This window comes from Anoxybacillus sp. LAT27 (assembly GCF_022030075.1).
Classification (GTDB): Bacteria; Bacillota; Bacilli; order Bacillales; family Anoxybacillaceae; genus Anoxybacillus; species Anoxybacillus kestanbolensis.
Window position 1 is genome coordinate 1 of the sequence record NZ_JAIWYK010000069.1, and the last position, 14,408, is coordinate 14,408.

The window sequence follows — 14,408 nt, forward strand, 5'->3', positions numbered from 1 at the left end:
TTTTTTGTACTCTCTATTTTCTCTATGCACACCGATCTTCAATGATCAAGTACAACTTGTGGTGAAGAGCCACATTTTAGCGAAAAAACTTGTTATAATTTAATAGAGTAAAAATTACATAGAGGAGGAAAAAAGATGCACAAAATGAAAAAATGGATGATGCTTGCTTGTATGTTTGCTGTTGCCTTTGTTCTCCAACCACAAGCATCGGAAGCAAGCGAATATGTCACGCGCGGGGAGTTTGTGCAACAGCTCATCACAACGCTCGGTGTTGATATCAAAAGCGAAGCGAAAGATCTTCCATTTACAGATGTCGATCCACAACTTGCACCTTACGTCGAAGCGGCCATTCGTCTTGGCATCGCAACTGGAAAGACAGAAACGACATTTGCACCAAACGAAAAAATAACGCGTGAACAAGCGTATGTCTTTCTCATTCGCTCGTTACAGCTTCGCCATCATTACGCAACGAACGTCTTTAAATTGTACAAAGACGGAGCAACAACAAAACCTTGGGCACAACAATCGCTCGCTGCAGCCCTTCACCTCGGCTTACTTCAAGGATATAGCGACAAAACAATTCGACCGCAACAATGGCTCACAGCTGAACAAACGAAAGCGATTTTAAAACGATACGAAACAAACATTGAAAAAATTACATTCATTCATACAAATGATACACATGGCCGCATTATTGCGAACGAAAAAAACGGCGAAATGGGCTTTGCTAAAATCGCAAAAATCGCCCAAGATGCGCGTCAAAAAAATAAACAAACACTCCTTGTCGATTTAGGCGATACGTTCCACGGTACGACATACGTCAACTTAAATAGTGGACAAGCTGTCGTCGACTTAATGAATGCGATGAAATACGATGCGATGGTTCCAGGCAACCACGATTTCAACTACGGTCAAAATCGTTTGCTTGAGCTAAAGCAAGCCGTTCAATTCCCAGTCGTCAGCGGAAACATTTACAAAGACGGGAAACCGTTTTTACCTGCTTATACAATTAAGCAAGTCGGCAATAAAAAAATTGCCCTTGTCGGTTTAACCGCGACAGACACAGCAGTCAAAACGAACCCTGCTGGCATCGTCGGCATCACATTCGCTGATGAAGAAGCGACGTTAAAACAACTTGTGAGCGAATTAAAAGGAAAAGTCGACCATATTGTCGTCCTATCACACTCTGGTTTACAAACAGATGAAAGACTGGCAAACAACGTATCGGGTGTCGATGTCATTCTCGGCGGTCATAGCCACGATACGATTGAAGCGCCAAAAAAGTTTAAATACGCATACGTTTCGCAAGCGTTCGAATACGGAAAAGCGCTCGGACAAACAAATTTATTGTTTTATAAAGGTAAACTGATCGGCGTCAACGGTTTCTTATATCGCGATCATGCGACAAAACAAGAAGATGCTGCGATCCGTTCCATCGTAGACACGTACAAAAATACGACAGACTCCACACTACAACAAGTGATCGCAACAGTTCATGTGAACTTAGATGGAGAACGCGCAAACGTGCGCACAAAAGAAACGAACCTTGGTAACCTTATCGCTGATGCGATGCGCCAAGCACTTCAAACGGATGTGGCACTAACAAACGGTGGGGGCATTCGCGCTTCTATTCCACAAGGAGAGGTCACACGCAATCACGTGCTAACAACATTACCTTTTGCCAATACACTTGTGAAAGTATCAATGAGTGGCGCAGACTTGAAAAAAGCGCTTGAACACGGCGTGCGTCTCTACCCTGAACAAAACGGGGGCTTCCCGCATGTCTCAGGCATTCGCTTCACATTCGATGCCACGAAACCAGCTGGATCTCGTGTAACGTCTGTTGAAGTGAACGGTCAACCGCTTGATGAAACGAAAACATATACTGTCGCAACAAATGACTTTATCGCCAAAGGTGGCGACGGTTACGATATGTTCGCCGCAAGCAACATCGAATTTGATAGCGGTGAATTGTTAAGTACAGTCGTCATGAACTACTTACAAGCACAAAAACCAATTCCAACGGTAGAAGGTAGAATTACAGTCGTTAGTCAATAAAAGACGTCCAAATGGGCGTCTTTTTTACTTCAAATTCCAAAATACGTGACAAAAGGAAATCGTATGGTATAATGTGCTAGGAAGGAGTGGTAGTTTTGTTTAAAAAAATGATTACATATGTACTTGTTGCCTTTGTTAGTATTTCCACTATGGCGACATCCGCCGAGGCGACAAATGTTCGAACGGTACGTATCCCCATCATCTCAAACGGGAAAGTGCTACAAACAGATACTTCGCCGATCATGGTGAACAATCGTATTCTTGTGCCATTTCGAGCAATTGCCCAATCAACAGAAGCGAATGTTTTTTGGAATGCAAATACAAAACAAGTGACCGTTCAAAAAAACAAAAAGGTCATTTTTCTTACCGTTCAATCATCGACAGCGACCATCAACGATCAAACCGTTACACTTGATGCCCCGCCGATCATTTACAAAGGACGCACGCTTGTACCGATTCGTTTTATCGCTGAAGCGCTCGATGCGAATGTGCAATGGACAGGAAAAGAGGTGCGCCTCTCTTGGTCAACTCTCCAGACAAGTGCCGGGGCGGTGTACGTAAACGAAACGAAAATAACAAACAACGCCATGACCGATGGAGTATATACATATATTCCTTTAAAGAAATTACTGACGGCCATTGATGTCAATGTCGACTGGATCGAAACAGATGAGACGATGCGCATTCGCTTATCTCGCGGACAAATGACAATTACAGCAGGAAAAAAACAATTAGTCGTTGATGATCATGAAATCGTCGCACCGCTTGCACCCATTCGACTAAACGATGAATGGTACGTATCGGCTTCATGGGTGATGACTGTTTTTGGTGCACAAATGACTCGCAACGGAAATAACGATTTATGTTTCTCTATCCCACGAACAACGTTTCGTAGTCCATTGCTACCGATTACCGAAGCTCCCATTACTGTTCCACAACACGTCACAACGCCAAGCATGGCAGATGGACGGCGTCTATTAATAAGCGACAATCCAGAAGTGTTAACTGCTACTACTGTGCCGCTTGGACAAGCAACATTAGCGCTTGACGACGTGCAAGGATCATTTCAAGCAATGGACCATCGCGTGTTTGGCTGGCACGTCAATAACTTAGGCACGCGCGTCACTGTCGCAATGATTATTGATAATCGTTCAGCAAACGACATAATAGTAACGAATATAAAAGGGACATACCGCACAAGTCCAAATAGCTGGGGGCATTACGATGTCGGGTTGCCACTTGCCGAAGCGATATTGCGCCAATCGCTCGCAACTGCTCAAGCAGTAAAAGTGAAAGCAGGAACGAGCGCGGTCATTCAAGCATTTGACATCTCAAACAACCAACTGCTCGGATTTTTATATGACTTTACCGTCCAACAAGAAAGCGGCATAGCAAATTATCGTATTCGCACGGTGGTAACAAATGCAGCAGCTAATTTTTCAACCATTTCTCCTACGCTCGCACCGATTGACTCTTATGCAACCCATCCGCGCGGCGTATGGAAAGGAACGACATTAGAAGCAACATTGCCGACATATACAATCGATGGTGAACCTGTTGCTTACAGTATATCAAACGGAAAAACGGACCATTTACTTTCAGTAGCCAATGCATTAAGCCATGCGAGCGAAACCGTACACAATCCAGGGCATTACGGCTTAACATACCGTCTATCGCTTCCGATTCAAAATGAAACAGGGGAAATAAAAACGATTCGCCTTCGTTTTAGCGGTCGCGGCGGGGCTTATTGTGGAGCTGTGAAAATAAACGGTGTTGTTTATCTCATCCCGCCGCTTCAACCGATTACCCAATCGGCCTATATCGATTATACTGTTTTCTCAAACCAAGACGTTCTTTCACTTGAACTGATGCATGCAGGCGGAGCCGCGCTGCCGCTTGGGCTTGAAGTTTCGACGGTGAAGTAAAGGGAGGCTTCCATATCGGAGGCCTCCCTTTCGTTACATCAGTTTTACTTTTCCTAAAAACTCCGCTAATACTTTCGCCATTTCGGCGCGCGTCATATGGCTCGTAGGATCAAAACTTCCATTATCCCGTCCTTGCATGACTCCTGCTTGGTATACTGCTTCAATCGCCTGTTTTGCCCATGTTGGCAATTGTTTTGCATCGCGGAAATCTGTTACCTTTTTCGTTTTGTCATTTGTTGCCTCATCATAGCCAACAAACGAAAGTTTCAATGCTCGCTCGATCATAACTGCTGCTTGCGCGCGAGTGATTGGCTCATTCGGCGCAAACGTATTGGCTGTTTTTCCTTGAATGATACCTAGTTTGACTGCAGCCGCTAATTCACCGTTTTTGTTAAACCATTCTGTGCCTTTTACATCGGCAAATCGACCGTCATATGTTTCATGTGGCAATGCTAATGCACGTACAAGCAACACAGCAAACTGGGCACGTGTCATCTGCTCATTTGGTCGGTATGCTGTTTCCGTCATACCTTTCACAAGCTGTTTAGCTGCCAATGTTTCGATATATCCTTTCGCCCAATGTTGCTCGATGTCGCCAAATGTATGTGTTCCTTCAACGACGACGTATGTCGAGTTCGTCAATGACTTGATGACCGCTTTGTTGCCAACAAATGTGGTCGGTACAGGTGTAATGGAACCGTCATCGTTTACGCGCACTACAATAGAACGACTTGCGTTCACCGCTTGTTTTAATACGATTTCTCGTTCAACATATTGAGTAAAACGATCAATCACTTGTTCTTTTCCGTTTGCCTTCGCCACAACATGAAACTCTACTGCATCAGATAATGCTTTCGCACGTAGTTGTGGAGCATCTTTTACTTTCATTTCGATCGAGATGTTTACTTGTTCGACTGTTGCACCTAGTGTTTTTGCAATCGCTGCTAGAGACGCTTGTACTTCTTTTGCTGGCAATTTGTATGTCGCCTGCTCAGTTGCACTCACAATCGTTGCTTCTCCTTGCTTATTTGCCGCCTGTGTAAACAATGTAGCTGGTACATCTACTTTTGTAGTCACACCTTTTGCAAGCGAACCAAGAGAGACGACAACTTGTTTATTTTCATTTGAAAGTGTGCTAACAATAGAAGCCACTTCATTTGACGAAACGGTCGCAACTCTCTCTACGACTTTTCCATCTTTTTCTTTCGTCTCTACTTGTGGTTGTAAAACAACTGCACCGTTTTCGACTTTCCCTGGTGTTGTGCCATTGCCTGGCGTTGTGCCGCTACCTGGTGTTGTGCCGCTACCTGGTGTTGTGCCACCGCCTGGTGCTGTGCCACCACCTGGTGTTGTGCCGCTACCCGGTGTTGTACCGCTACCCGTATCTTCTTGTAATACCCCTTCACGCAATTGTTTTGTGTCGAGGTTTAATACGTAATCTTTCGTATTTTTCGCAATCGCACCACCGTCATTTTTGAAAATGTCGGATTTGCTTCTTTCAGACGGTTCAATGTGAATCGCTATTTCTTTTTGGTTTGCTGGTGGTGTGAACGTGTACGTAAATGACATGTCGTCTTGAATTGTTACACGCTCTTTATTAATTGTTAATACACCATCTTTAATCGCATTTCCTTTAATCGTCACACGATCACCGTCTTTGGTGACATCTTCAACAACGACAGGCATATCAATCCAACGTAAAATATAGTCTTGAATGACCATTTTGTTGTTACCTTGATTGTGCACAGTCACTTTTAAATCTGTGCCAATCGCACCGTAACCGTAGTAGCTGACGTCATCATCTGTTTGATCGTCACGCGTATGATCAGCTAGCCCTTCTTGATCCCACGAGCTACCTTTAACGTATTTATAAATAATCGTTTCCCCTTCTTGAAGCTCTGTCGTAAACTCCCAGTCAGGTGTGACCGCTCCACCGCGCGTCATTTCCCATGCACCTGTATTCCAACCGTTGATGCTATTCGGAATCGTAATGCGCGTATCTAACGGCGTATAGCTTGGTGCTTTCACTTTAAACGTCACTTGAACCATCACGATGTCTGGCGTAATTTGCACGTCATTTGATGCGACAACGTTGCCAGCACGGTCATACAACTTTACAACATACGTATATGTTTTTCCGTTTTCAACATCATAATCAGTAAATGATGTGCGGATATCCGTTGTTGTATGGACGATTTGACCATCACGCTCAATGATAAGCATATAGGCATCATTGTCATCTCGATCTACGAACGACCACGTTAAATTCACTTGACCGGATTCAACGTCTGGTTGAACAAGTTGAATCTCCTTGGCAGGTGCTTGCACATCTTCTGTATTTGCGGTGAGCGTAAATGTTTTTTCGCTTGTGTACACCCAATCATCGCTGAGATTTGTCGTAAATCCATAACGATACGTGTACGTTCCTGCTTGTAGCGGAGTGAACGATGCACGGAATACATTCGCATCGCCATCTTGTCGGTCGTACGTTGCTTGTATGTCTTCCCATTTGTCGCTATTCGGCTTTTTCACTTGTAAAACAGCTTGTAAACCGTCAGCTAACCCATGTTTCGTTACATCAGCAATTTGCGCTTTTGCTTCCACCGTAATTGAAGTAGCTAAATCGAGCACTCCACCGTTCACTTCGGAAAGTAAAGCAACGTTCTCTTCTGATAATGGATAATGTGGGACAACGCGACTTGTTTCTACTTTCATGGACTCATTCCCATTTTCATCGACAGCTGTAATCGCAAAGTAATATGCGGTACCGTTTTTCAAATTGTCTATCACAGCTGTCTTTTCATTCGTTTCTTTCACAAGCTCATAACCTGCACCTTTTAATGTAGATTGATAAATACGGTACGTTGGTGCATCGCCTTCCCACGTTAACATCACTTGACCAACGCCCGATGTCGCTTGAACATTCGTTACTTCATTCGGAAGAGCGACAGTTACTTTTCCAAATAACATTCGACCGTCCATTGCTGGAACACGTAATGTGACTTTTCCATTTGTTACGGTTACATCATACGAATCATGTAGTTCATCTACTAATTTGATGCTATTTGGAATAAGTGAAGCGACATCCAACTCAACCGTTTGTTCACTATTGCCGCGGTTTACCGCAATAAGCGCGACGTCTTTTTCATATTGACGAGCGAAAACGTATACGTCTCCTTTCGCATACACCGTCTCAATTGTACCTTTTGCTAATACGTTTTGATGCGCGGTACGAATAGCACCTACTTTCTGATAGTGTGCAATTAACTGCTCATCTTCACTTCCCCACGGGTACGTACGACGATCGTCCGGATCCTTCGAACCTGTCACTCCTGCTTCATCACCATAGTAGATTGTCGGCGCACCTGGATAACCCATTTGTAAAATAGCAGCAAGTCTTAACCGTTTTTTACCGAGTTCTTCATTATAATTCGGATCAAGTTCAGCACGTTCGTATGAATCCGTTCCGTTTCCAAGTAAGAAAACAGCGCGTGCTGTATCGTGTGAACCAATTAAGTTCATGAGCGCATAAAACGCTTCCTCCGGATAATCTTCACGAATCGCTGTTAATCGGGCATCAATATCTTCCGCTTTCCCATTTCGTAAAAAGTCTAACACAGCGCCACGGAAACGATAGTTCATCACTGAATCATATTGATCGCCTAGGAAGTATTTTGACGCATCATCCCAAATTTCACCGAGAATTAACGGTTGCTCCCCGTTTTTAAGCGTTGGACCACGGTCGTAGTCACCTTGCAACAACTCTTTACGAAATTCGCGCCAAAACTCTGTATCGACTTCATTCGCAACGTCTAAGCGCCAACCTGAAGCTCCGCGCGTAATCCAGCTTTTGGCGACAGAATCGTCTTCATAAAAAATGTAATTTGCAAGCTGTTCGTTATTTAACTCGCTCGCATACTTTACTTTATTGCCGAGAATTGATTTGAATTCTGGTAAACTATCAAATCCCCACCACGATTGATACTTGTACACACCGTTTACTTTTTCGTTTTCAATGTTGAACCATAAGTGAAAACCATATGGGCTAAACTCTTGCCCTTCATCTTTAAACTTTTGTTCAACTTGAGCACGAGCTTGTTCTTCTGATAATCCTTTTTCATTCATCAAATCATACACAGCCGACCAATATTCGTATGCTCCGACGGTTGGATATTTTCCATAGCGGTCAAAATAAATGGAATCGTCTGATACGTGATTAAATACACCGTCTAAAATTAAGTGCATACCACGAGATGCAACCGCTTGCACAAATGATTGAAATTCTTCAGGCGTTCCAAACATTGGATCAAGCTCTTTGTAGTCATTCGCATCGTATTTATGGTTTGACGGCGCTTTAGCAATCGGATTTAAATATATCGTATTAACCCCAAGAGATTGTAAATAATCAAGCTTTTGTTCAATTCCTGCAATATCCCCACCGAGAAAGTCGTTCGACCAAATGCCATCGCCATCATATCCAGCTGTCCCTTTCATGCGTGGATTATCTGGAAGTTGCGACCATTCGCGATGTTCAATTGGTTCATTTCCTCGTGCATTCGATTTGGCATCGTCATTGTCTGGATTGCCGTTAAAGAAACGATCAGGGAAAATTTGATAAACAACCGCCTGTTTCATCCAATCTGGCGTTTTATAGCTTGAATCATATACCGTCAACTGGAACAATTCGGCATTTTTATCGACTGCTCGTCCCCATTGACCTTCTTGTGTATCTTCACCATATTCTGCTTTGGCAGAGCCGTCCATCGCGATAAATTTATAGCCATATAACCCTTTGTCATCTGGTTTAAACGTTGCTTCCCAATATTCATCTTCACCGATGACACCGACTTTGTTCATGGAATATAACTTCGCTGTTCCAGTTGTCGTATTTTTTACATATAAGCTCGCTTTTGTTACATCTCCTTTTTTCGCAGCTAATCGAAGCGTAACTTGTTCTCTCACTTTCACCGCACCAAACGGCTGGCGATATAAAGAGTCCCATGTGTTATGTTTCAATCGATCTTTTTGTACCGCTCCATCTGAGCCTGTTGGGCTGTAATCTGTATACACAGATTTTGTTTTCGCATCAAAGAAAAACGTAATGCTCGTTTCTTCTAGCACATTCAACTTTGCGTTATCTTGTGGGTAACTCTCACTCCAATTATTCCCTAACACTACTTTATACTCATATGTTCCTTTTGGTACACGTGCTGAAAACGTATAAATGGAGTCAAAATTATCATCGACGAGAAATGCTGTTGACGTTTCTGGCGTCCAACCATCGACTTCTGTTTCATAGCCGATCGCAGGCAAAATCGTTCCAACTAACCGTGGTTGTTTTTCTTTTGGAATCGGTGTATACCATGTCGAATCGGCAATCGCATGTGTACGATCGTTATAATAAAACGTCACTTCCGTTTCTTGTTGTAACGTAAGTGCAATGTTGTTACCACCACGTCCCCCAGCGCCGTAGTTTTCATCCCAACTACCGTTTATGGCAATTTTGTATTCATACGTTCCTGCTGGAAGCGTTCCTGTGAATGTGTACAATCCATTACCTTCATGCGTCATGATCGTAGCAGTCGCTTTCGGATCCCATTCACTTGTATGTCCAAATTCATCTTGTAAGTTCCCAACAAGCGTGACGGTTCGTTGTTGTTCGACAGGTTGGCCGACAACGACGACGCTATTTTTTCCGCCATACCCGTCATCAGCTTGATTGACATTTAACGGATCAACCACCCACTTTCCATCCACAACAAACTTGTACATATACGTTCCATCTGGAAGCGTTTTTGTTACAGACCAAATGCGGTCACTTTCTTTTGTTAATTCAATCTTTTTGTCTCCATCCGTTTGCCAATCGTTAAACGACCCAGCCAAGAGGACAGACTGCTCTTCCCCTGTCCCGACATAACGGAATGTCACATCATTTCCGTTTACGACAGGGCTTTGCACGTTTTCATTAGCGCTAACGGTTGCACTAAACGAAAACAGCTGTACGAGAAGCAAAAAGATTGAGAAATAAGCAACCTGCTTTCTCCATCTTCTCCCCACGATCTTTTCCTCCTTTTTTAAATTGCTTAAAAAGTGAAACCGTTTGCACAAAGGGGTATAGTAAGGGGGTGACAAACGGTCCCACTTACTAAGTATCGTACATAAAAAAAGAAGAATTTTCAATAAAAATTTTGAATTTTTCGTGTATTTATAATACTCTCATTCGCCATGATCGTAAACCCGCTTCACATTCCACTACTCCATATCAACATTCTATTTGGGCTTGATATACCCTACATCATATTCTTTTGTTTTTCTAATACGATATCAATTAAATCATCCATTTCTTCCTTCTTCTCTGCTCGATATAAACCGTCTAGCAAATGATGCAACAAATACAAATCTGTAATACGATCTACTTTATTTTGCATCGGTTTACTTTCCAATCCTAATCTTGCGCTTAAATATTTTTTTATTGCCTGCTGGCTTTCATTGATTCTCGCTCTTTCTTCCGCCATTCGAATCACTCGCACCATACTTAACACCGTTACAGAAAACTTACAAGACTGTTTCCTTCCTTGTTCATCGCGCCCGATTTCGCGAAAAGCTACTCTCGTTACGCGCCTCGACAGGGTTGAGGTGGATATAGCGACCGACTTCTAACATCCCTGCGTCATCGTCAATGATTTTACTGAAGTAACGCTTTTCAAACACATGACCGGTTAATCCGTAACGTGTATTGTAATAGTTGGCGTATCGTTTGTTAACCAGTGCCATGACTTTGGAAATGGATTGTTGTTGTGAGCGAAGTTGAAGATGAAAATGATTCGTCATAAGGCAATACGAAGCGAGTTCAAACGGAATGTTTTCATGAAGCTGTTCGAGGATATACAAAAACGCGCGGAAATCATTTGCTTCTTTAAACAACGGATCACGCCGATTTCCACGGCACACAATGTGATAAAACAAATGTGGCACCCATATCCGCCTTGCCCGACCCACACTTTTCACCCCTTTTAAAGTGTTTCCACACATTTCTTTGACAAAAACAGCGAAAATCCTGCATCAAAAGAAAAATTTCTCTCTCTGGACGACTGGCACGTAACCACGTTCGCAACAAAAAACAGAGAGCCACGTGACTCTCTGTTTCTATCAATCTTCGACAATCTTCGGGGCGTGGCAGGCATGCTACCCCATTTCCATGAAGAATTTTTGTAAACGTTCCGCAGCCATTCGATATGCCTTTTCTTTATCACGAGGACCTATCGCAATTATTTCCATCCTTATCGGCTGTCCTTCAACCGGGCGATAAATAATTCTAATATTTAGTGACTTCGACTTAATCTTTGCAAAACCATGCAAGTCCCCATGTAACGATTCAGCAACTCCATCCGGCTTAAATAGGGGACCTTGCTTTGCCCTTCTTAAAATTTCTAATAAAATGGTTTGTCTATGTCCTTTATTAATCGCTTTAATATCCTGCTTTACATCCTCAACAAACCTCAGTTCAACATTATATTTTTCTAAAATAATCTCCTGCAAATCTTCAAGCGTTTTCACATCAATCTTCCTCTAATAATTTCATTAGTTCGTTTACATTAATATCCTCTTCATCAAAAATATCTGATAAAGTTTGATTTACAGGTTTATTCTTACGTGCATATGCCTCTTCCATAACAATTTGGTCAAGTGCTTCTTCTACAACTTCTTTTATTTGAAGCAACTGCTCAAAATAATCTATATCAACAACTACAGCCAGTGCATCTTTCTTTTTTGCATTTTGAATAACAAATACTTCATCTGAGACTCCATTTGAAAAACGATCCAGTATCTCTGATAATTTTTTAGTTCTAGAAAGATCCGTAACACTTAAAACATTCGTTTTCAAAAAATTCAATGTGTTTGTGTTAGCAATAGGATATTGTTCTTTTGGCAATGTATGAACACCCACTTTCCATCCTCCTTTCTTTAGTATATGCATTATTATCTATATTATACACATAATTTTACACAAAAAACAACACATTTATTACCTATATTCCATTTGTTCATACATTCATTCTTTACATTCCTAACATACTTTAGGGCGTGACTGGCACGCTACCCAACCACTCTCCCTATCTCCACTCAACATCCTTCCTTCATATTCCTTTCTTGACGTCCTTCTTTTATTCTCCGAAACGCCATCGCCTTCCATAATGCTTCATCGGTGATGTTTTCCGCTTCTGCTAAATCGGCAATGGTGCGAGCAAGGCGAACGATTTTTGTTTGCACGCGGTTGCTCCAGTCATTCATAGCCGCCCAATGTTGAAGCAGTTGCTGCTGTCCTTTCGTCAATGGGCTTTTCGCAAGCAGCACGTCCATCGGCACACGGCCGTTTGTTATTTCTTCCCCATATCGTTCGAATTGCCGGAAACGCGCAGCTTCCACACGGCGACGAATCGTTTCCGAACAGTCTACTTGCTTTGATTTTTGAGTCAAATCCACTGCTTCTAACGATAACAATATATCGATGCGGTCGTAAATCGGTCCGGAGATACGTTGGCGATATGCTCGGATCTGTTTTGGGCTACATATGCAATAGCGTTTTTTCGAACCAAAATAGCCACACGGGCATGGGTTCATCGCTCCGATCAAAATAAAATGTGCTGGATACGTCACTGTCGACGTCACGCGGCTAATCGTGACGTTGCCTGTTTCTAATGGCTGGCGAAGCATGTCGAGCGTCTTTTTCGTAAACTCTGCCATTTCATCAAGAAATAATACCCCACGATGGGCAAGCGAAACTTCCCCTGGTTTCGGCTGCGTCCCTCCTCCAATCAATGCTACAGAAGATGCTGAATGATGTGGATGACGAAACGGTGGAGAGGAATCATTTTTTGTTTCCCCTGCGAGTTGGTATAAACTAAGCACTTCCAACTGCGCTTCATCGGAAAGGCGTGGTAAAATCGTTGGAAACGTTTCAGCTAACAGGCTTTTCCCACACCCTGGTGGCCCGATCATTAACACATTATGTTCTCCTGCAGCGGCAACTTCAAGTGCATACTTGGCGTAGTCATGTCCGATGATATGTTCAAAATCACGATGAGTTTTTTGAGGTGGATCGATAGCTGAAGGCAGATGATTCATCGAAAATAGCACTGGTTGACCTTGTAAACATTGCATCACTTGATCTAATGTTTGAACAAAAACACAATCGATATGCTGCAGGTATTGAAAGGGAAATGTCGGGTCATATGGGGCATATACTTGTTGAAAGCCGAGTTTTTTGGCAGCTAAAATAGCTGGTAACATGCCATCTACTGACTGAATCGTTCCGTCTAATGACAATGAGCCTAAAAATGCGATATGTGACAGAATTGGTTGCTCGAGTTTTCCTTTTACTTTTAAAATACCAATCGCCATTGCTAGATCAAACATCGGGCTTTGTTTTTTTCGCTCGGGCGGCGACAGATGGATGACAAGTTTTTGATTCATGACATCGCACCCAAAAGCATGCAACGCCGCAATGACACGCTCCTTTGCTTCTTTTACCGATGTATCGGGCAATCCGACAATCACAACTGAAGGCATTCCCGGCAGTTCTTTCACTTCCACTTGTACGCGGTATCCTTCCATCCCACGCAAACCGATGCTACAAACTTTCATGTTATTCCTCCTTGACACAGTTCGGTACAACATCTTCTTTCACAAACTGCACATATGCTTTCTTTTTTTCATTCATTGTTCCAGAAAAGTAACGAAGGAGTACATCAATGTTCATAAACGAAGGCAATGAGGTAGATTGGTGATAAAAGTGGAAACTACTCCAGCGATAATGTTCGGGGAGATGCACCATACGCGCCTCGACAGGGTTGAGGTGGATATAGCGACTGACTTCTAACATCCCTGCGTCATCGTCAATGGGTTTACTGAAGTAACGCTTTTCAAACACATGACCAGTTAACCCGTAACGTGTATTGTAATAGTTGGCGTATCGTTTGTTAACCAGTGCCATGACTTTGGAAATGGATTGTTGTTGTGAGCGAAGTTGAAGATGAAAATGATTCGTCATAAGGCAATACGAAGCGAGTTCAAACGGAATGTTTTCATGAAGCTGTTCGAGGATATACAAAAACGCGCGGAAATCATTTGCTTCTTTAAACAACGGATCACGCCGATTTCCACGGCACACAACGTGGTAAAACAAATGCGGCACCCATATCCGCCTTGCCCGACCCACACTTTTCACCTCACATGAACTTTCTTGCATATCCCTTCGACAAAAACAGCGAAAATCCTGCATCAAAAGAAAAATTTCTCTCGACAGGTGACTGGCACGTAACCACGTTCGCAACAAAAAACAGAGAGCCACTCAACGACTCTCTGTTTCTATTAATCTTCGACAAACTTCGGGGCGTGACAGGCACGCTACCCCGGAAAAAAAGA

8 protein-coding genes and 1 pseudogene are annotated in these 14,408 nt (G+C 42.9%); 2 read left to right on the forward strand and 7 right to left on the reverse strand.

All coding sequences use genetic code 11. The features are described from left to right. The first annotated feature begins 135 nt into the window (after positions 1-135). Together LD028_RS06325 and LD028_RS06330 are read left to right on the forward strand one after the other, a co-directional pair. Positions 136-2,058: a 5'-nucleotidase C-terminal domain-containing protein gene (locus LD028_RS06325; protein ID WP_237811304.1), complete on the forward strand. Its 1,923-nt coding sequence runs from the start codon at positions 136-138 to the stop codon at positions 2,056-2,058. Between the two features lie 86 nt (positions 2,059-2,144). Then, entirely contained in the window at positions 2,145-3,983 is a 1,839-nt protein-coding gene (locus LD028_RS06330) for a stalk domain-containing protein (protein WP_237811305.1), read from the forward strand. A gap of 33 nt (positions 3,984-4,016) precedes the next feature. Here LD028_RS06330 and LD028_RS06335 read toward each other — a convergent pair whose 3' ends face one another. From LD028_RS06335 to LD028_RS06365, 7 genes and pseudogenes are all read right to left on the reverse strand, one after another. Beyond that, positions 4,017-10,040: a pullulanase X25 domain-containing protein gene (locus LD028_RS06335; protein ID WP_237811306.1), complete on the reverse strand. Its 6,024-nt coding sequence runs from the start codon at positions 10,038-10,040 to the stop codon at positions 4,017-4,019. 233 nt (positions 10,041-10,273) lie between these two features. Next, positions 10,274-10,513 (reverse strand): hypothetical protein, encoded by a 240-nt coding sequence (locus LD028_RS06340; protein WP_237811307.1) that lies wholly within the window; start codon positions 10,511-10,513, stop codon positions 10,274-10,276. Positions 10,514-10,601: 88 nt separating this feature from the next. Continuing rightward, a pseudogene (locus LD028_RS06345) lies at positions 10,602-10,982 on the reverse strand (transposase); the annotation flags it as partial. 186 nt (positions 10,983-11,168) lie between these two features. Further along, entirely contained in the window at positions 11,169-11,540 is a 372-nt protein-coding gene (locus LD028_RS06350) for a type II toxin-antitoxin system RelE family toxin (RefSeq protein WP_237811308.1), read from the reverse strand. A gap of 1 nt (position 11,541) precedes the next feature. Further along, a complete protein-coding gene (locus tag LD028_RS06355) occupies positions 11,542-11,931 on the reverse strand; it encodes a hypothetical protein (protein ID WP_237811309.1) in 390 nt (129 codons plus the stop codon). Positions 11,932-12,107: 176 nt separating this feature from the next. Further along, positions 12,108-13,628, reverse strand: a complete 1,521-nt coding sequence (locus LD028_RS06360; RefSeq protein ID WP_237811310.1) for a YifB family Mg chelatase-like AAA ATPase — start codon at positions 13,626-13,628, stop codon at positions 12,108-12,110. Between the two features lies 1 nt (position 13,629). Further along, a complete protein-coding gene (locus LD028_RS06365; RefSeq protein WP_237811311.1) occupies positions 13,630-14,202 on the reverse strand; it encodes a transposase in 573 nt (190 codons plus the stop codon). Positions 14,203-14,408 lie beyond the last annotated feature (206 nt).